This is a genomic window from Sorangium sp. So ce204 (assembly GCF_051526795.1).
Taxonomy (GTDB): Bacteria; Myxococcota_A; Polyangia; order Polyangiales; family Polyangiaceae; genus Sorangium; species Sorangium cellulosum_B.
Map to the genome: position 1 here is coordinate 6,736,514 of NZ_CP150317.1, position 19,050 is coordinate 6,755,563.

Annotated in this window: 13 protein-coding genes; 6 read left to right on the forward strand and 7 right to left on the reverse strand. The window is 69.4% G+C overall.

Annotation, left to right across the window (positions count from 1 at the left end; genetic code table 11):
- Positions 1-21: 21 nt before the first annotated feature.
- The gene (locus WMF22_RS25010) at positions 22-1,752 is read left to right on the forward strand and encodes a hypothetical protein (protein WP_438031416.1); all 1,731 of its coding nucleotides are present in this window, start codon (positions 22-24) and stop codon (positions 1,750-1,752) included.
- Between the two features lie 55 nt (positions 1,753-1,807).
- On the opposite strand, the gene WMF22_RS25015 is transcribed toward WMF22_RS25010, so the two are convergent.
- From WMF22_RS25015 to WMF22_RS25025, 3 genes are all read right to left on the reverse strand, one after another.
- The gene (locus WMF22_RS25015) at positions 1,808-3,241 is read right to left on the reverse strand and encodes a sigma 54-interacting transcriptional regulator (protein ID WP_437292514.1); all 1,434 of its coding nucleotides are present in this window, start codon (positions 3,239-3,241) and stop codon (positions 1,808-1,810) included.
- 188 nt (positions 3,242-3,429) lie between these two features.
- The gene (locus WMF22_RS25020; protein WP_438031417.1) at positions 3,430-4,551 is read right to left on the reverse strand and encodes a hypothetical protein; all 1,122 of its coding nucleotides are present in this window, start codon (positions 4,549-4,551) and stop codon (positions 3,430-3,432) included.
- A 110-nt stretch (positions 4,552-4,661) separates the two neighbouring features.
- Positions 4,662-5,456, reverse strand: coding sequence for a hypothetical protein (locus tag WMF22_RS25025; protein WP_438031418.1), 795 nt, complete (start codon positions 5,454-5,456; stop codon positions 4,662-4,664).
- Between the two features lie 975 nt (positions 5,457-6,431).
- On the opposite strand from WMF22_RS25025, the gene WMF22_RS25030 reads away from it, so the two are divergent.
- The 3 genes from WMF22_RS25030 (at position 6,432) to WMF22_RS25040 (ending at position 10,541) form a co-directional block, all read left to right on the forward strand.
- On the forward strand, positions 6,432-7,925 hold the full coding sequence (locus tag WMF22_RS25030; RefSeq protein ID WP_438031419.1) for an endo-1,4-beta-xylanase: 1,494 nt from the start codon (positions 6,432-6,434) through the stop codon (positions 7,923-7,925).
- Positions 7,926-8,099: 174 nt separating this feature from the next.
- Positions 8,100-9,704, forward strand: a complete 1,605-nt coding sequence (locus tag WMF22_RS25035; protein WP_438031420.1) for a non-reducing end alpha-L-arabinofuranosidase family hydrolase — start codon at positions 8,100-8,102, stop codon at positions 9,702-9,704.
- Positions 9,705-10,013: 309 nt separating this feature from the next.
- Positions 10,014-10,541 carry a hypothetical protein gene (locus WMF22_RS25040; protein ID WP_438031421.1) on the forward strand — a complete coding sequence of 176 codons (528 nt, stop codon included), beginning with the start codon at positions 10,014-10,016 and terminating at the stop codon, positions 10,539-10,541.
- Between the two features lie 153 nt (positions 10,542-10,694).
- On the opposite strand, the gene WMF22_RS25045 is transcribed toward WMF22_RS25040, so the two are convergent.
- Together WMF22_RS25045 and WMF22_RS25050 are read right to left on the reverse strand one after the other, a co-directional pair.
- A complete protein-coding gene (locus tag WMF22_RS25045) occupies positions 10,695-12,071 on the reverse strand; it encodes a DUF1552 domain-containing protein (protein ID WP_437292520.1) in 1,377 nt (458 codons plus the stop codon).
- A 15-nt stretch (positions 12,072-12,086) separates the two neighbouring features.
- The gene (locus tag WMF22_RS25050; protein WP_438031422.1) at positions 12,087-13,787 is read right to left on the reverse strand and encodes a DUF1592 domain-containing protein; all 1,701 of its coding nucleotides are present in this window, start codon (positions 13,785-13,787) and stop codon (positions 12,087-12,089) included.
- 1,255 nt (positions 13,788-15,042) lie between these two features.
- On the opposite strand from WMF22_RS25050, the gene WMF22_RS25055 reads away from it, so the two are divergent.
- Positions 15,043-16,083, forward strand: a complete 1,041-nt coding sequence (locus WMF22_RS25055; protein ID WP_438031423.1) for a Gfo/Idh/MocA family protein — start codon at positions 15,043-15,045, stop codon at positions 16,081-16,083.
- 89 nt (positions 16,084-16,172) lie between these two features.
- Here the strand turns inward: WMF22_RS25055 and WMF22_RS25060 are convergent, their stop codons facing one another.
- Both WMF22_RS25060 and WMF22_RS25065 read right to left on the reverse strand, forming a co-directional pair.
- The gene (locus WMF22_RS25060) at positions 16,173-17,348 is read right to left on the reverse strand and encodes a family 16 glycosylhydrolase (RefSeq protein WP_438031424.1); all 1,176 of its coding nucleotides are present in this window, start codon (positions 17,346-17,348) and stop codon (positions 16,173-16,175) included.
- 404 nt (positions 17,349-17,752) lie between these two features.
- Positions 17,753-18,577, reverse strand: a complete 825-nt coding sequence (locus tag WMF22_RS25065; protein ID WP_438031425.1) for an endo-1,4-beta-xylanase — start codon at positions 18,575-18,577, stop codon at positions 17,753-17,755.
- A 16-nt stretch (positions 18,578-18,593) separates the two neighbouring features.
- Here WMF22_RS25065 and WMF22_RS25070 point away from each other — a divergent pair, with 16 nt between their 5' ends.
- Positions 18,594-18,992, forward strand: a complete 399-nt coding sequence (locus WMF22_RS25070; RefSeq protein WP_438031426.1) for a hypothetical protein — start codon at positions 18,594-18,596, stop codon at positions 18,990-18,992.
- The last annotated feature ends 58 nt before the right edge of the window (positions 18,993-19,050 follow it).

A 19,050-nucleotide genomic window follows, 5' to 3' on the forward strand; every position in this document is an offset into this window, starting at 1 on the left:
GACAAGAAAGGATCTGACCGCGTGAAGATTTACCGGACACGAGGGTTGATTGCGCTGTGTTTCGGGCTCTCGCTCGTGGGCGCGGGCTGCGCCGTCGCGGGCGGCGACGCCTCCCCGCTCGACGGGCGGCCGCGCGCGGCGCCGGCGGGGAGCGGCTCATCGACCGGGTCGGTCGTCGGGCCGGCCAGCGGCGGGTCGGCCAGCGGCGGGTCGGCCAGCGATCTGGTGGCGGCCATCGCGGACGCGGTGCAGGGCGTCTGGGGCAACGGCCTCTCCGCCGAGGCGCTCACCCGCAACGCGCTGATCGCGAACCCGCGGGCCAATCCCGTCATGGTGACCGTCCCGCTCGCGACCGCGAGCTACGCCGACGACAGCAAGTACCCGGAGCTCCGCTACCAGCTCCGCCACGAGCCCACGCGCGAGGTGATGGACTACCTCGTCGCCTGCGCCCTCGAGCAGGGCCAGAGCGTCTCGTACACCGACACGTCGACAGGCGAGGAATTCACGTTCGACGGCAAGATCGGGATCTGCCCTGTCTGGGCCGTCGACAAGGCGGGGCCGAAGTGCCAGCAGCTCGTCTCGGCGTGCATGCTCTCGCTCGTGAACGCCATGGGCCGCTCGATCACCGTCTCGCTGCGAGGCCAGGCGTTCCCGGAGCACCGGCCGGGGCTCCTCACGCCGGCGCCCTCCGTCCGCGTGGTGAGGAACACGGAGGACGGCGACACCATTTCGAGCTTCAGGCGGTGCGCGATCGATTCCCAGGGCGCGTCGCGCAACTGTGGATGGACGGCCCAGGACGTCGGCTCGTGCACCCCGGGCTCGACCGTGTTCATCGCGACCGGCGAAGCGCCCCTGACCGACTGCGCCGACGACCCGGCGAGCGCCACCGGGCTGCCCGCCAGCGATACGGTGCTCCGCGTCTGCAGCGGTGTCCGGGGCTGCGACGCCGACTCACCCGATCACATCGATCCGAGCGAGGTGCGCTGCGACGGCCGCGCCGAGCCCGCGCTCCGCTTCGTCTGCCCTCAAAGCGCCTACTTCAGCCTCATGAGCGGCCCGCGGACGAGCGGCCGCGCCGGCCTCCTGGCGCCGGGCGGAGGCCTCACCGCGGTGCTGGAGAGGAGCCGCCGCTTCAGCGTCGCGAGCCACCCGCGGCCGAGCCCCCCGCCGCCGCCCGGCGCCATCTCCATCAACGAGGCGACGTTCCGCCCCGCGGTGTATCCGGCGGCGGAGATCGATGTCTTCGGCTGGCGCGAGGGCGCGTTCTTCGGGAACCTGTGGGGCGATGAGCCCCTCCACCCCCGGCTCCAGGTGGGGATGAATGAAGTGGACGAGAAGGGCAAATTCCACCCTGCTCCGACCGCCGGGGAGGACTCCGGGCAGGCCATCTATCAGCACGCCTTCGCGTGCACGGGTGAATACTGGACCGATCACGCCGCGTACGTGGGGGAGCGCCTCTGCGCCGGCGCCGAGGGCGACGTCGACTGCGTCGCGACCCCGGTCGGCGCCTGCGACGAATCGCTCCTCGTCGCGGAGTGTCCGACGCTCCACCAGTGCGCCGTCGACGACGGGGGGCTCGTGGAGGGCGACAGGGACTTCCAGCAGTGCAAGGGCGGCGGGCGCACATGGCGCCATCCGATCACCGTGTTTCTCAACCACCCTTCGGATGTCGTCCGGGACTTCCCGTTCTCCCCGTTCGCGCCGATGTTGCCCGGAAGCCCGCTGTCCGCCGGCGCGCAGTACTGTCCCTGAGCGGCGGCCACGCGGCCGCGCCGTCGCGCGGCCGCGCCGTCACCCAATCGCGCGCTCACCCGTCCCTGTAGTCGCCAGGCTCGATGCCATAACGCGCGATCCACCGGTGGATCTGCGTTCTCCCCTTCCCCATCGCCCGCGCCACGGCGCTGACGTTCCCGCGGTGCTCGCGGAAGAGGCGGATGAGCGCCTCGCGCCGCTGCTGGTCCTCCTCGGCGGGCCGCTGGCGCTCGGCGGGCTGGGCGTCGGGCTTCGAGGCCTCGGGCGGGTGGCTGCTCCGCGGCACGACGACGGGCGGCGGCAGGTGGCTCTGCTCCACCCGGCCGCCGCCGGCGAGCACGATCGCGGTCGCCAGGCACTTCTCCAGCTCTCGGACGTTGAGCCGCCACTCGCGCAGGAGGAGCGCGCGCGCCGCCTCGCAGCCCAGCGAAATCGACGCGGCCCGGTCCGGGGCGGCGCGGCGGAGCAGCGCGGCGATGAGCAGCCCGAGATCCTCCCGGCGCCTGCGCAGGGGCGGCAGCTCGAGCACGAAGCCCGAGAGGCGCGCGAAGAGATCGCCCCGGAAGTCGCCGCGCTCGACCATCGCCGGGAGGTCGCGGTGCGTGGCAACGACCACGCGGAGGTCGACCTTCACGGGGCGCGTCGCGCCCACCGCGACGACCTCCGACTCCTGCAGCACGCGCAGGAACGCCGTCTGCGACGCCGCGGGCAGATCGCCGATCTCGTCGAGGAAGAGCGTGCCGCGGTCGGACGCGCGGATGAGGCCGGGCCGGTCCTCGGCGGCGCCGGAGAAGGCGCCCTTCTTGTGGCCGAACAGCTCGGACTCGATGAGGCTCTCGGGCAGCGCGCCGCAGTTGATGGCGACGAACGGGCCGGGCCGCCCCGAGAGCGCGTGGACGGCGCGCGCGACGACCTCCTTGCCGGTGCCGCTCTCGCCCTGGAGGACGACGGGGATGGGCGCGGGCGCGACGGCCCGGAGCGAGGCGAAGCGCTCGGCCAGCTCGGGCGAGAAGGTGGCGAGGCCGAACGGCTGATCCGCCGCCTGGACCGCGTCGCTCGCCGCCTCGTCGGGCACGGCGACCTCGCGGAACAGGAAGAACGTGTGCCCGAGCTCGATCAGGTCCCCCTCGGCGAGCGTCGCGCTCCGCCGTGGCACCCCGTTCACGAAGGTGCCGTTCGTCGAGCCGAGGTCCTCCAGGCAGAGCTGGCCGCCGTCGCGCGTGATCCGCGCGTGGCGGGACGACACCCAGCCGTCCTCGAGGCGCACGTCGAGCAGCGCCCGGTCCGCCTCGGTCCGCCGGTCGATCGACCGCACCGGGCCTCGCCCGAACCGCACCTCGTCGACCCCGTCGAGCGCCAGCCGCGCGGGCGGATCCATCGGCCGCTGGCACTGCAAGACGAGGAAGAGGAACGGCCGCGGCTCGGCCGCGGAGCTGGCGTGCCGCCGGGTGCGGACCAGCGTCGTCGGCTCGTCCCGACCCGCGCTCATCCTGCCCCTCTCCGCCCCTGGCAGGCCGCGCACGGAGGAGGCGCCAGGGAATCGACCCGAGGCTGCATGCCGCAGGCCCACGATCTATCACGCCCCGCCAGCCAGTGGAGCAAGCTCAGGCGCGCGGAGCTCACGCGCTGGTCGTCCTGTCGCGGCGCCCCGAGCTTTCAGGGCGGCTCGCCGGGCCGTCAGCGGTAGGGCCCCTGCGGCGCGGGCGCCGCGAGGGAGGAGACGATCGCGATCGCGCGCTCGATCCGGTCGCGCCCCGTCTCGATGCGGCCGAACACCAGCTTGACCGCGGCCTCATCCCCCACGACGGCCGCCGGGCGGAGCGCGGCGATCTCGCGCTTCACCTCGTCGGTCAGGCGCCACGCCACCCGGTCCGGCGCGTCGGCCTGCACCTCGTACGCCCGCGACAGGCCGCCGTCGTCGGGCTGCCCGGCGTTCACCGGGTCCGGCCCGCGCCTCTGCCGGCGCCTCACGATGAACCGCTCCGACGGGGACGCGGCGCGGGCGACGCGCACCTGCGTGCCGAACGCCCCCCGCGTTCCATCCCGGCCGAACGCCACGGTGAGGCGCCGGCCGCGGTGCTCGAGCTCGATGGTCATGCCTCCTCCGGGCGAGGCGGTCCCCGCGCCGGACAGCAGGCGCCCGCCGAGCTGTTGCGACAGCGCCCGCAGCTCCTTCGCGAGCGCCCGGCCGCGGCCGGCGACGAGCGCCGCGGCGCGGATGGCGCTCGCGAGCTTCTCGGCGTCGTCCTCCAGCCCGGCGCGGATCGCGGTCAGCCGGTGCGACTCGAGCGTGAGCTGGTATTCGGCCGCCGCGCGGAGCGCCTCGCGCAGCTCCCGCGTGAGCCACCAGCGCGCGAGCGCCGGGCTGCTCGCCTGCACGACGAAGGCGCCGTCGTCCGCCGCGTCGCCGGCGTCCACCCGCCGCGCCCGGAAGCCCCCGCCGCTCGACCTGTCGAGCTGCTTCTCGTTGACCCGGAGCCTGAGGCCCGACGGGTTGCTCACCGTGCCCGTGATGCGGGTGCTGTAGCGCACGACGGCCGCGCCGCTGCGATCGACGTCGTGGTCGACGAGGAGCGCGACGCCGTCGAGCGCCGCGGAGATCTGCATCCGCGGGTCTCCCGATGGGCCCGGACCCGACCGGAACTCCCCCCCGACGAGGGCCGCCGCGCGCTGCCACATGGGCCGCGCGAGCCGCCAGCGGGCCTCGGCCGCCCGCCGCGCGTCGTTGCGCGCGTGCGCGAAGAAGCGCGCGAGCCCCGCGATCCCCGAGATGATCATCAGGACGAAGATGGGCTCCATCCTCGCCCAGACTATCGTCCCCGCGAGGGTGCGCCCAGGCGAGACCGGCCCGAGGGCGGCCGATCTCGCCCGGGCGGCTCGCCGCGCGGAAGGGCGCGGCGGGCCGCCGCCTACTGATCGCCGTGGACCGAGAGATGATAGGTGTTGCCGGGGTCCACCTGCGAGATGGCGACCGTGTACGTATCGTTGTTTTCCGTCTCGTACGAGAACACGCCCCCCGTCGACGTGACGGTCCGGACGAAGACCAGGACATCGTTGCCCCACATGTTCCTGTAGTACACCGCCATCTGGATGGTGCCCGAGGTGGAGTCCGCGTGGGCGTGATACCACCTGGTGCCATTGACCGTGACCGTGCGGTTGACGGTGCTGTCGGTCCAGCAATAATCGAAATCGACGCTGCTCGGGCTGCAATAACTCGCCACGAAATCGCTCGCCGTCAGGGCTTGCGCGGCGGTCCCGAACTCCTCTCCGGCGCTCGGTCGCCGCGCCGGCGCCGGCTGCGCCTCCTCGATCACGTCCACGCCGGGCGCGATCGGCGCGCGGCGCGCGCCGCCCGCGAGCCGGGCGGCGTCCATGCGCTCCTGCGCCGCGATCAGCGCCGGCGGCGCGACCTGTCGCGAGAGCGCCTCGTAGAGCGCGACGGGGGCCAGCCGCTCCATGGACTCGTCGATCTCGCCGGTGGTGAAGGCCAGGACGCGGCCCTCCTCCGGCTCGTAGAAATGAACCTCGGCGCCGTTCGAGAGCTGCAGGCTCGTGATCGGGGCGAGCCCCTCCTCGACCGCCTCGTCCGCCGGCTCCTGCCCCACGGCGCAGCCGCCGAGGGCGCAGAGCCCCAGCGCGAGGGCCGCGGCGCGGCGGGCGGTGCGAGCCATCGAGACAACACGGAGCATCGAATTCAAGGTCATGATCATTCTCCTCGGTCCTACGTGGGTTGAGCGCGGGCTCCCGCCCGCGCGGCGGCCGGCGCGCGAACCCCCCTCGCACACGACGGATCCGGCGCGCCCGCGGGCCACCCGCGGGCGTGTCGGCTCGTCAGCGCGTCGCGGCGGCCTTCACCGCAGCACATCGCAAGAGCGGGGCCAGCAGCGATGACGCGCCGAGATATCGCGCGACACGCGGCCGTGTCCGATGAATCTCGCGCGCTGTCCCCTGCCGCCCAGAGGACACCCCCTCCCCTGGGAGCGCCGGAGCGCACACGCGCGGCGGCCTGGCGCCTGCCACACTGACCGGTGTGGCACGTGTCAGGTGTGACAGGGGTGAACCGGCGCAGCCCCGCGCCGCCCTTGGCCAGCTGCAACAGCAGCTCGTCCCTGCCCGCGTAGGCTCGACCACGTCCCGCAATGTGGGAGAAGGAAGTCCAATGTGGAGAGACGGAGAGGGGAGCCCGGCCCCTCCGGAGACGTCAAGTCCCAACCGCGGAAGCTGCCCTGGAGCGACAGAACATTTTTCCACGCACTCCGGCGTCCCCGAAAAATCGACACCATATCAACAACTTACCTGTGAATCCAAGGAGCCGCCTCCCCTCAACGGCCTTCCGCGATTGACATCGGAGATGTGAGCGTTCACATTGGCGCTCGTCGGTATTCTTTTGCTTCGCTTCGGAAAGGCAGTCATGCGCACTGAGATCTTCGTCAGCCGATCGATCTCGGCATCGGTTCCGCTCGCTCGGTCGTCACGGGCGCGAGCGACGGCGAGCCCGAACGTTCCGATGGCGCCTCGGCATCGAGCCCCGACTGCGGGAGCTGCCCTATGTTGACAGAACATCTTTCCATGTGATCCGGCCCCACGGGAGAGCGACGCCAGCTCAACAGCTCATCTACGCGTCGAAGGGGCCGCTTTCACGCCACCGCGACATTCCCGCTTAAGTACAGGAGAACCTTATGAGAATGCGATTTGAACGATGGACCTTGCTGACGACGATCGCGCTCAGCGCGTGCATCTCCGCCGAGCAGCTCGATGAAGACGGCTACGAGCTCGACGAGCTGGCCGAGAGCGTCACCATCGACACCGCGGCGACCTACACGATCACCGGCGTCCAGAGCGGAAAGTGCGTCGAGGTGGCTGGTGGCAGCACCGCTGACGCAGCGGCCATGCAGATCGCCAGCTGCAACGGCTCGACGCGGCAACAGTTCCGCATGGAATCCGCGGGCGGCGGCTACTATCGCATCCGCAACGTCAACAGCAACCGTTGCATGGACGTCGCGGGCGCCTCCACCAGCGACGGCGCCCGCATCCAGCAATACTCCTGCTGGAGCGGGGAGAACCAGCAGTGGTCCTTCACGGACGTCGCCAGCGGCGTCGTCCGCCTCACCGCACGCAACAGCGGCAAGTCCCTGGACGTCTACGGCCGCGGCACCGCGGACGGCACCGCCGTGATTCAATGGGCATCGAACGGCGGGACCAACCAGCAATTCCGGATCACGCCCGTGAGCTCGGGCACCGGCGGCACCGGGGGCACCGGGGGCAGCGGCGGCACCGGCGGCGGCGGCGGCGGTGGTGGTGGCGGCGGCACCGGCGGCAAGTTCGTCGGCAACATCACAACCGGCGGGCAGGTGCGAGCGGATCTGTCCCGGTACTGGAACCAGCTCAGCCCGGAGAACGAGGGCAAGTGGGGCTCCGTCGAACCCACGCGGGACGTCATGAACTGGGCCGGCATGGACCGAGTCCGGGATTACGCTCGCCAGAAGGGCATTCCCTACAAGGGCCACACCCTGATCTGGGGTGCCCAGCAGCCGGGCTGGATCGCCAATCTGTCGCAGAGCGAGCAGCGCGCAGAGGTAGAAGAGTGGATCCAGGCGTTCTGCCAGCGCTACCCGGACGTCGCCATCATCGACGTCGTGAACGAGCCGCCCCCGCACACCACCCCGTCGTACATGAACGCCCTCGGCGGCGCGGGGTCGAGCGGGTACGACTGGATCGTGCAAGCGTTCAAGTGGGCGCGGCAGTACTGCCCGAACGCCAAGCTGCTGCTCAACGACTACAACAACATCGAGTACAGCAGTGACAACCAGAACACGCTCAACATCGTCAATCGGATCCGGGCGGCAGGGGCTCCCATCGATGGCATCGGGGCTCAGGCTCACGACGCGTACAAGCTCAACACCAGCACCGTCAAGGGCTTCCTCGACCGACTCGCCGGCACCGGCCTGCCGGTCTATATCACCGAGTACGACATCAACCTGGCGAACGACACGCAGCAGCTCAACGTGATGCAGAGCCAGTTCCCCATGTTCTACGAGCATCCGAGCGTGAAAGGCATCACGCTGTGGGGGTACATCAGCGGCCAGACGTGGGTGGCGAACTCAGGGCTCATGAGCAGCAGCGGCCAGATGCGGCCCGCCATGTCCTGGCTGATGAGCTACCTGGGGCGCTGACGCCGGGCGCGCCGACGCGCCCTTCACGGAGATCCACGCGCCCGGAGATCGCCGCGCAGGCACGGTCGCAGGTCGACGGAGTCGACCCGCAAGGCCAGCGCCCGCGCGGCCGATCCCGGGCGCTTTCCCATGTGTCTTGCTTCCCGCTTCGTATGCCTTTGAACAGAGGGGATCATGATGAAAATCCGATTCAGACGATGGTCGCTGCTCACGACGCTCGCCGCCACGGCCGCGTGCGTCTCCGCCGAGCAGCTCGATGAAGACGGCCCCGAGCTCGACGAGCTGGCCGAGAGCGTCACCATCGACACCGCGGCGACCTACACGATCGTCGGCGTCCAGAGCGGAAAGTGCGTCGAGGTGGCTGGTGGCAGCACCGCTGACGCAGCGGCCATGCAGATCGCCAGCTGCAACGGCTCGACGCGGCAACAGTTCCGCATGGAATCCGCGGGCGGCGGCTACTATCGCATCCGCAACGTCAACAGCAACCGTTGCATGGACGTCGCGGGCGCCTCCACCAGCGACGGCGCCCGCATCCAGCAATACTCCTGCTGGAGCGGGGAGAACCAGCAGTGGTCCTTCACGGACGTCGCCAGCGGCGTCGTCCGCCTCACCGCACGCAACAGCGGCAAGTCCCTGGACGTCTACGGCCGCGGCACCGCGGACGGCACCGCCGTGATTCAATGGGCATCGAACGGCGGGACCAACCAGCAATTCCGGATCACGCCCGTGAGCTCGGGCGCCGGCACCGGCGGCACGGGAGGCACCGGCGGCAGCGGGGGCAGCGGGGGCAGCGGGGGCAGCGGGGGCAGCGGGGGCAGCGGGGGCAGCGAAGGTTGCGGCTTGCCCACCACCTTCCGCTGGCAGTCGAGCGGCATGCTGGTAAGCCCGAAGTCCGACGCGACTCACAACATCGTGTCCATCAAGGATCCGACGGTCTCCTTCTTCAACGATCGATGGCACATCTACGCCACCACGGCGAACACCGCCGGGAACTGGCAGATGACGTACCTGAACTTCGCCGACTGGTCCCAGGCCGCGTCCGCGTCGCATTACTACATGGATCGTACGCCTGGCTTCAGCGGCTACCGGTGCGCGCCGCAGATGTTCTTCTTCAGGCCTCAGAACAAGTGGTACCTCATCTATCAATCGCAGCCGCCGCAGTTCTCCACGACCAGCGACCCGAGCCGCCCGGACACGTGGACCAGGCCCCAGAACTTCTTCGCGTCCACGCCCGCCGGCATGCCCAGCCTGCCGATCGATTACTGGGTGATCTGCGACAGCGCCAACTGTTACCTCTTCTTCACCGGCGACGACGGTCGGATGTACCGCAGCCAGACCACACTGCAGAACTTCCCGAACGGGTTCGGCCCGGTCTCGATCGCCCTTCAGGACTCGAACCGCAACAACCTGTTCGAGGGGAGCTCCACGTACAAGATCAAGGGCATGAACAAGTATTTGACCCTGATCGAGGCCATCGGCCCGACGGGCGCCAGGTTCTATCGCTCGTTCACCGCGGATCGCCTCGACGGCGCGTGGACCCCGCTCGCGCATAGCTGGAACGCCCCCTTCGCAGGTCAAAACAACGTCACCTACGCGCCGGGCGTGGCGGACTGGAGCGACGACGTCAGCCATGGCGAGCTGGTGCGTGATGGCAACGACGAAACCGCGACGATCGACACCTGCAATCTGCAGTTCCTGTACCAAGGACGCAACCCGAGCTCGGGCGGCGAATACTCGCAGCTCCCATACCGCCTCGGCCTGTTGAAGCCGGCTCGCTAGAACACTGTTACGTCTGAGTCCGAGAAAATCAACAGAAGAGAAGACGAGCCGCAAGGGCGCGAGCGGCGGGTAAGAGAGGTTTTCGTCTCTGGCCCCTTGCGCCCTTGCGGTACCCCTCTTTCCCGCATTCCTTTCCCTTGGAGCTTGCTTCCTCGCCGACAGAGCATTTTTATGCGATCCACCACCTCTGGAAGAAGCAACGTACTATCGAAACCTTTTTCACGCATTGAAAGCGCCGCCTTCACTGCACAGCCACAGCCTGCGGGGCGACCCTCGCTGGGATCCTTCGCGCGTGTTAACATGGCCCGCATGGTGTGGGTGGTCCTCCTGGGTGCGCTCCTCTTCACGAGCGCCTGTGACAGCACCGTCATCGTTCCTGAGGACGGCCATGGCGCGAGCGACGGCGGCGGCGGCGGAACGTCAGCACCAGGCGCCGGGGGCAGCGACACAAGCAGCTCGTCCTCGTCACCCGGTTGGACGGAGCCGCCCGATCGGGTCTACAGCCATATCGATTGCGAGCCCGCCGGCTCGACGCTCCTCGTGGAGATCTCGCCGAGGGGCTCCGGCTGTGTGCCCGCGCCGGACGTCTTGGACGATGTGCTCGTGTTCGGGATCGTGAGGTGGGACGGGCAACCGGGAACGTTCACGCTCGGCGTCGAGACGCCGCACGGCGTGGCGCTGGCCGCCAGGGGCTTGCAGCCCGATCTCGTCACCGGCACGCTCACGATCGAGCCCTACGTCGGGGCGCCTTCGGCGATCGCGTGGGATCTATCCGTGGGCGCTGGCCGCACCGACCTGTCCGTTTGCGGCCGCTTCAACGACTTCCCGTGCCGGTGAGCCTCACTCGCCTCTGACGAACGGCACGTCGAACGAGCCCTCCGTCACGCTGACACCGCGAGGTGGGTTGTCCTCGAGCCGGGGACGATGGGGCGGCGCCGGCAGGCGGCGAGCGCCTGCCGAGCGCCTCTTCCAGACGCGGCGGCGCCGCGGTCAGACCTGGATGCCAGCGAGCGGCGACGTGACCCGCCCCGCGTCGACGCCGATCTCCGTCACGTTCAAGCCCATGACCTGGGCGATCGTCAGGAGCGCCTTGCTCAGGTTGTCGCCGGGGAAGTTGCGGTGCTCATCGCCGCGCAGCCTCCCTCCGGCCTTCCCGGCGAAGAGCACCGGCCATTCCGTCCTCGTGTGCACCTTGCCCCACGCGGTGTCGGACGTGACGTACACGAGCGAGCTGTCGAGCAGGTTCGAGCTGCCGTGAGGCGTGTTCTTGAGCTTCGTCAAGAACTCGTTCAGGCAGCGCATCGTGTACATCACGCCCTTGTCGACGCGAGGCTGGCTCGATTGATCCCCGGCATCTCCGTGGCAGATGGTGTCGTGGAAGTCGTCGTTCATGTCCTGCGCGAGGTGCCGGTAGTAGACGTGCGCGGCGGGCAGCGAGAACATGAACGAGAGCACGCGGGTCCTCTCGCAGGCGAGCGCGAGCGCCGAGAGCTCGACCATGGCGGCGTTCACCGCAGGGGGCGCCTCGCTCTGTGAGTCCTTGCCGGCGGTGGGGGCCGTCGGGCTCTTGCACGCCGCCGTCGCGCCGCCGCCGGACGGCATGGTCTCGAGGCGCTGCTCGATGGCCCGGATCGACTCGAGGTGCTCCTCGATACGATGCCTGTCGGCCGCCCCGAGCCGCTGCTTCAGGCTCGCGCCGTCCTGCAGGACGGAGTCGAGCACGCTCTTCCGGACGTTCGCGAGCTTCGCGGCCCGCTCCGCGCCGTCGTCGGTGGGCTCGGGCAAGCCGTTCATGAACAATCGATTGAACACGGCCTTCGGATCGAACTCCGGGTTGTTGCGCGCGTTCGGCCCCCTGTGCGAGACCGTGTGCAGCGAGTCCTGAGGGCCGCCCGGCGTCGCCGGCGTCAATCCCACCTCGAGGGAGCGGTACGGCGCCCCCTCCGAGATGGCGTTCGCGACGACCTGATCGATGGACGCGGCCCGCACGGCGTTCCCGCTGAGCGGCGCGCCGGTCGTGGCCCCCGCCGACCCCGTGGGGTGCTCGACGCCGGAGACCACGAGCTTGTTCTCGAGGCCGCTGATCACCGTGAGATACGACTTGAGGTCCGCGAGGGGCTCCAGCTCGGGGCTGAGCGCCCAGGCCTGACCGGAGCCCGTGCGCGTCGGCTTCCAGCGACCGGGCAGCGTGCCGTTCCCGAAGAACCACGTGACGTAGAGCGGCGACACAGGCGTCTTCGTCTGAGCGTGCGCCGTGCCGCTCTCGTTCAGCATGATCTCCAGCAAGGGGAGCGGGATGGTGACGGCGGCGCCCGTCGCCAGCATGCCCCGGAGAACAGTTCGTCGGTTCAAAACTTTGTTCGTCATGGGGGGTACCTGCAATCAGGGTTGGGGGGCGACGGACGAGAAAGCGGCGTTCGTCACGACGTCGAGGACCAGCTCGCGCAGCCTGTACCCCGACCCTTCGAACGAGGCGGTCAGCGCGTCCAGCACGCGCCTGTCCACCTTTCTCTCCTCGTGACCTGCTGCATACGTGTAGTACTTGCGGACGAGGCACTCAGCGACCGAGGCGTTCGAGCTGAGGGTCACGCCGAGCGCGCGCGCGTCCGCGACCGGCACGCCGTCGAACTCGCCGCTCGGGTCGATCGGCAGGCCGTGGTCGGTCGTGCGGAAGCGGCCGATCGCGTCGAAGGTCTCGAGCGGCAGGCCCAGCGGGTCCATGAACGAATGGCAGCCGGCGCAGGCGGGCTCGGTCCGGTGGATCTCGAGCCGCTGACGCTTCGTCAGGGGCTTGTCCGCGGGCGGCTCCGGCAGCTCGAGGGCGACGTCGCCGGGGGGCGGCGGGATGGGCGTGCACATGAGGGCGTCGCGCATGAACTTGCCGCGCAAGGTGGGAGAGCCCTCCTTCTGGTTCGCGAACTGCGAGAGGAAGCCCGCTTTGCTGAGGATCCCGATGCGCGGGCCGTCCGCGGGCAACGAGCGGACCTCGAAGGCGTCCGAGCCGAGGCCGGCCGTGTCGAGACCGTAGAGCTGGGCGAGGTCGGTGTTGACGACGACCTTCGTTGTCGAGAACAGCTCGAGCGCGCTCGCTCCCTCGTCGAACGCGAGGACCTCCCAGGTGCCTCGCATGTCGCGGACCATCGCCGCTCGCAGCGCGGGGCTGTACTCCGGAAAGAGCGCCGTGTCTTTTGCCTGCGTGCTGATCCGATCGAGCCGCATGTACTCCTCGGCGAAGGCGCCGACCGCCTCGCGCCCCGCGGGCGCCTCGAGCAGCCGCGTCGCCGCCGCGCGGATCCCCTCCGCCGTTCCGAGCGCCCCGCTCGCGGCCTGGTCGAGCAGCTCCTGGTCTGGCAGGCTGTTCCACACGAGGAACGCGAGCCGGGACGCCATCTCGTAGCCCGTCAAGCGAAGCGATCCGTCGGCGCTCGGAGCGCCGAGCTCCGGGCGATACAGGAAGTTCGGAGACGTGAAGAGCGCCACCGTCGCCCAGCGGGCCCCCTCGACGGCGCTCTCGAGCTCGGCCGCGGCCTTCGCGGCGACGGCCGCGAGCCGGTTGACCTCGGTCGCCTCGAGCGGGCGGCGCCACGCGCGGCGCCCCTGCGCCTCGATGAAACCACGCACGCAAGCGTCGTCCTCCGCGCCGCTGGGCGCGCAGCCGATGAACTGGTCTCGCCTCGCGGGATCCGCGAACACCGCGTCGACGGCGCCCTCGATGGCCGCGTGGTACTGCTCGACGCCTCGCTCCGAGGTCACGACGGTCGCGGCGCCGATGACCGCGAAGTTCCCGTTCCAGCTGTCGGCGTCGAGCTGATGGGTATCGACCTCGACGCCCAGCATGTCGCGCACGGCGTTGCGGAACTGCGTCCTCGTCAAGCGGCGCAGCATCCCGGCCGCGGGCTGGAACTGCGGCGGGTTCGAGCCCGTCGTCGGCGGCTCATCTCCCCCGGTGGAGGAAGAGGACGCCCCAGGGCCCTCCTCCGTCGGGTCACCCAGCGCGCCCGTGCACGCGGCAGCGAACGCGAGCGCGCAAACGGCGGCGACTTCTCTCGAGAAACGGAGCTCGTGCCATGACGGCTTCTTCATCTTGCTCTCCGATAATGCAAGGGGGGTGACGACGCGCGGGGCCCCACATCTCGCGACCATGCCTCAGAGCAGGCGCTCGCATCACGGAGCCCATCTCGCCCCGCGTGATGGATCCCGGAGCACCAGATACAGGACGGGGCCCGTGTGATGACACTGCTGCGCCCGAGGAGGGGTTGAGCATAGCCCGCCGCAACACAGGTCACGCCGCCCCCGAAGTTGCCATCCGGCCGCTTCGCCGGACTCCCAAGAAATTTCCAGTGAACAGCACCCAGGGGTTCACGACAGCCATCGAATCAGCAAGGCATGTCGTGGCCTCTGGTGATCACCTCTGGCGACACACCAAGCACCATGATCGGCGACCGCTTCAGCGACGGCCGATCGAACGGAATCGGCGCCGGGACCGATCAAGAGGACGAAGGTCTCGGCGCAGGACGCCCCACCGAGGGCGAAGCAAAAGGAGCCCCTGAGCGCAATGTGAACGATCACATGGCTGGAGTCAACGCCAATCGACCGGCGCGCGGGCCCCCTCGATCCCGAGGGAGGACGACGCCGGCGGGGTCCTCCAGAGCCGCGCCCATCCCGGTCGAGGCCGAGCCGGTGCAGCGCAAGAGCCCCCTCCGGGCTCCCCGGAACCCACGATCTCGCACGAGCCAAGCTCGTATGACAGCTCACGCGGGCGCCGCGGCCGGCCGCCGCCACGCATCGCCGGCCGCCGCCACGCATTGACCGCGGCCGAGGATGGCTGCACACCGGTCCATTTTGATTGACCTCGATTATGTGAACGATCACAATCCGTCTCTGAGCTGCGATCGCGCGGCTGAGCTTGCCCCTTCCCTGATCAGGAGACATCGGATGTGGATGAGCGTGAAGCTGATGGGGGCCGTGATGATGAGCGTCGGCACTGGCTTTGCCTTCGGGTTTGCGGGCGGCTTTGCGGGCGCAGCATGGGCCGCGGGCGGGACGGGGGACGTCCCCGCATCCGTCGCCGAACGGAAGGATTTCAGCTGCGGCGACAAAGGACAGAGAGCCTGTCCGATACAGGGGCTGGATCAAGACGGCTCTGTGCACGGTGGAGTACGAGGCGAAGCACCGTGATGACGCCTCCTGAGGCGCCGCGCCCTGCGCTCGCCCTCTCCGCTCCTCGCGCAGGGCGGGCGCTCTCCCTCCATCCCCTGGCCTGACCCGTCGGGTCGATTCACGTCGAGCGTTCTCAGACGCGCCGTCGGCCGCCAGCGTCGCGCGCTGCAAGGTGTCCATGTCCACATCCGCGCAAGATCCGAAGTCGAGCGAATCCATCACCCCCGTGCGCTGGGGCGTCCTCGGGGCGAGCAACTTCGCGTTGAAGGTCAGCCTGCCCAGCATGAGCCGAGGGCCCCTGACCCAGGTCGCCGCGCTGGCCTCGCGCGACATCGACAAGGCGCGCGCCGCCGCGGAGTCGCTCGGGATCCCGAAGGCGTACGGGAGCTACGACGAGCTGCTCGACGATCCGGAGATCGAGGCCGTCTACATCCCGCTGCCCAACCACCTGCACGTGAAGTGGTCGGCGCGCGCGGCCCGCGCCGGCAAGCACGTCCTGTGCGAGAAGCCGATCGCGCTCAGCGCCAAGGACGCCGCGGCGCTCGTCGACGTCCAGCACGAGACGGGCAACCGGATCGCCGAGGCGTTCATGGTCCGCTATCACCCGCAGTGGCAGCAGGCCAGGGACTGGGTGCGAAGCGGCCGGATCGGCGAGCTGGTCAGCGTCCAGGCGGCGTTCTCGTATTTCAACCGGGACGCGACCAACATCCGCAACAGGGAACAGGTCGGGGGCGGCGCGCTCTACGACATCGGCTGTTACGCGGTGAACACGTCGCGCTTGCTGTTCGGGCGCGAGGCCGTGCGGGCGATGGTGCTCGTCGAGCGCGATCCCGAGTTCGGCACTGATCGCTTGACCTCGGGCCTGCTCGATTACGGCGGCGCGCACCTGACGTTCACGTGCAGCACGCAGGCGGTGGCCTACCAGCGCGTGAACGCGCTCGGCACGAAGGGCCGCATCGAGATCGAGATCCCGTTCAACGCGCCTGCCGACCGGCCGTGCAAGATCTTCCTCGATGACGGCTCGACGCTGGACTGCAGCTCGGCCAAGGTCACCTCGTTCCCCGTCGCCGACCAGTACCAGCTGCAGAGCGAGGCGTTCTCGCGCGCCATCCGCACGGGCAGCCCGGTCGAGAATTCGATCGACGTCGCGGTCGGCAACATGCGGGTCATCGACGCGCTGTTCCGTTCCGCCGAGAGCAGGCGCTGGGAGAAGGTCTAGCGACGCCCCGGGGCGACCGCCCGCGTCACGGCCGCGGCGGCGAGGGCGCACGCCCCCGCCCCGCGGCGCCTTCGAGCATCCTGAGGAGATCAGCCGCGGGAGCGGCGCCGCCGCATCGCCAGGGCGGAGAGCCCCACGGCGAGCGCCGCGGCCCACGAGCTCGACGTGGAGCTGGCTCCGGCGGCGACGCACCCGCAACCTTCGTCGGAGGACTCCTCGTCCGGCGTGGTTCCGCCGCCCCCACCGCCCTCGCCCGATGCGCTGCCGCTGCCGGACGAGCTGGCCGCCGTCCCTGCCGCGACCACGCCGTTGCCGGAGGAGCTGGCCGCGGTCGCCGCCCCGCCCTCGCCGCTGCCAGACGAGCTGGCCGCCGTCGCCGCCCCGCCCTCGCCGCTGCCAGAGGAGCTGGCCGCCGTCTCCGCCCCGCCCGCGCCGGTGGCGGAGGTGCTGGCCGCGGTCGTCGCCCCGCCCGCGCCCGACCCGGTGTCCTCATCTCGGGGCACATTCCCGTTGAACCCGGTCTGGCCCTCCCGGGTCAGCGACAGCACCAGCGTGCCGTCCTTCACCGTCACGTTCTGCGGGTCGAAATCCACGCGGTTCCCGTCGAACGTCCAGTCCGCTTTGCTCCATCGCGCGCTGTCCAGGGTGTTGAAGTCGTCCTGCCACGCGAGCTCGAAGTTTCCGTTGTTGTAGCGATAGTACTTGATCCAGTTGACGAACTGGTGCGCCGGGAGCACGGAATCGTCGAACGGTCCGACCCATTCGGTGGCATCCGAGGACCACGTGTTGAAGCGGAAGGACTGGGCATTCTTCAGGGCGGTCACCTGCGCCCCCGTCGACCGCTTGATCTCTCGCCCGTCGAGGCTCCAGGCCACGTAGTCCGGCGTCCACTCCAGCGCGTAGGTGTGATAGCCGTCCGCGAGGGAGACGCCCGCGTCGTGCTCCCCCTCCGACGTCACCCTCGTGCCCATCCCTGTGATGATGTTGGACTGCCAGATCCGGGCGTCGTCCTTCCCGAAGACCTCGATGTCGATCTCCTCCCAGAACGCGCCGGACATCTCTGAGCCGTTCTTGTAGGTGAAGAAGGTCGACAGGATGCCGCTCCCGCGCACCATGCGCATGCGCATCTCGATGCGGCCATGAAGATAGCTCTGGGCCGAGTAAAGCTCTGCGCCCTTGTACGGCTTCGCTGCCGCGGTCGAGCTGACCGCGAGCGCCAGCGAGGCAGCGGCGAGCATCAGACCTGCGCGGACTCTCGTGAACATGATCAAACCTCCAATGATTGCACCAACCGTCAATTCGCGGCGGATCCGCTCCGCCCGGCTCCTCGAGCTCCCCGGCCCGGCGGCTCTCCGGCGAGGCGCGCCGAGCGCCGCTCGACCCGCAGCTCAGAGCTGCGCGAAGAAATCCAATACCTCGCGAGGATCCTGGAGCGACAGGCGGGTTGAAACCACGAGAAAGAACAGGAATTTCACAGGGAGGCGGGGAGGCGGGGGGCGAGAGACGGCGAGGGGGAGAAATTCATTTTCTTCTTCCTCCCCGCCTCCCCGCCTCCCTGTGAAAACTCTCCGGGTTTCAACGTGATCGGCGCGCTAGGTCGACGGCTGGCCGTTGTCCTTCGGCGAGGGGGTGTGCGCCGCCCGGCCGTTGTTCTTCAGCGCGATATCGATCACTGGCTATCCAGGAAGTCCATCAGCCACTGCATGGCCGGCCGCATCCTGTTGTCATCATACTGGATGCCGGTGTTGTCCCGCCAGGTGGTGCCGACGATGTAGCCCCACAAGGTGATGCCCTGGACCGAGGGGTGGTTCCAGTACATCGTGAACTGCTCCTCCATGATCTGCTTCTGCCTGTTGTCGTTCGCCTCGCCGATGTCGTACTCGGTGATGTAAACAGGCTTGCCCAGCGAGGCGAGCTGGTCGACGAAGCCCTTGACCGTGTTGGTGTTGATCTTGTACGCGTCGTGGGCCTGCGCGCCGATGGCGTCGACCGGGGCGCCCGCTGCGATCACCGCCCGCGCGATCTTCATGAAGTTGTTGTGGTCGTTCTGGTACTCGATGTTGTTGTAGTCGTTGAGGATCAGGACCGCGTTCGGGCAGAACTCGCGGGCCCACTTGAAGGAGTTGACGATCCAGTCCCAGCCGCTGGCGCCGTCGCCGCCGATGCCGTTCTTGTAAGAGGGCGTGGTGTGGGGCGGCGGCTCGTTGACCACGTCGATGTACTTCGTGTTGGGGTAACGCTCGCAGAACGACTTCATCCAGTCCCGCACGGCCGCCTGCTGCTCGTTGCCGGGGAGGTTCCCGACCCAGCTGGGCTGCTGGGAGCCCCACACGAAGACGTGGTGCTTGAAGATGATGTTGTTGTCCTGCGCGTACTTGTAGATCCTGTCGAGCTTGCTCCAGTCCTTGTTCCCGCGGCTCTTCTCGACCTCGCCCCACTTGCCCTCGTTCTCGGGCGTGATCTGGTTCCAGTAATTCGCGAAGCCGTCGCGCACGGCGCCCCGCGTCGTGATGTTGCCGACGAACTTCCCCGTGGGCTCGGAGCCGCCGGCTCCGGCGGACGTGCTGCTCGACGTGCTGCTGGACGTGCTGCTCGACGTGCTGCTCGAGGCGCCCGCACCGCCGCCGCCTTCGTTTGATCCGCCGGTGCCGGCGCTTGTCGTGCCGTTGCTGGTCGTGCTGCTGCCGGTCGTGCCGTTGCCGGTCGTGCCGTTGCTGGTCGTGCCGTTGCTGGTCGTGCCGGCGCTGGTCGTGCTGCCAGCTCCTCCCTCGCCGCCCGCGCCACCGCCGTCGCCCCCATCGCCGCATGCAGCGAGAGCCGCGACCCCGAGCGCGATCCACGTCGTACCGCGCAGCCATCGAGAAGAACGGTTCTTATTCATGTTGGATTTCCGCAAGTTGAGCGATTGAAGATCGCGATGCTTTGAGCGGCGAGCCGACAGGCGCGGCTCGGCCTCCGAAACGTCTG

Bases quoted from the DNA above. Each gene is read 5' to 3' on its own strand.
- WMF22_RS25060 (WP_438031424.1), bottom strand. From the start codon at position 17,348: ATGTTCACGAGAGTCCGCGCAGGTCTGATGCTCGCCGCTGCCTCGCTG.
- WMF22_RS25030 (WP_438031419.1), top strand. From the start codon at position 6,432: ATGAGAATGCGATTTGAACGATGGACCTTGCTGACGACGATCGCGCTC.
- WMF22_RS25070 (WP_438031426.1), top strand. From the start codon at position 18,594: ATGTTGCCGACGAACTTCCCCGTGGGCTCGGAGCCGCCGGCTCCGGCG.
- WMF22_RS25020 (WP_438031417.1), bottom strand. From the start codon at position 4,551: ATGGAGCCCATCTTCGTCCTGATGATCATCTCGGGGATCGCGGGGCTC.
- WMF22_RS25025 (WP_438031418.1), bottom strand. From the start codon at position 5,456: ATGACCTTGAATTCGATGCTCCGTGTTGTCTCGATGGCTCGCACCGCC.
- WMF22_RS25050 (WP_438031422.1), bottom strand. From the start codon at position 13,787: ATGAAGAAGCCGTCATGGCACGAGCTCCGTTTCTCGAGAGAAGTCGCC.
- WMF22_RS25045 (WP_437292520.1), bottom strand. From the start codon at position 12,071: ATGACGAACAAAGTTTTGAACCGACGAACTGTTCTCCGGGGCATGCTG.
- WMF22_RS25015 (WP_437292514.1), bottom strand. From the start codon at position 3,241: ATGAGCGCGGGTCGGGACGAGCCGACGACGCTGGTCCGCACCCGGCGG.
- WMF22_RS25035 (WP_438031420.1), top strand. From the start codon at position 8,100: ATGATGAAAATCCGATTCAGACGATGGTCGCTGCTCACGACGCTCGCC.
- WMF22_RS25055 (WP_438031423.1), top strand. From the start codon at position 15,043: ATGTCCACATCCGCGCAAGATCCGAAGTCGAGCGAATCCATCACCCCC.
- WMF22_RS25040 (WP_438031421.1), top strand. From the start codon at position 10,014: ATGGTGTGGGTGGTCCTCCTGGGTGCGCTCCTCTTCACGAGCGCCTGT.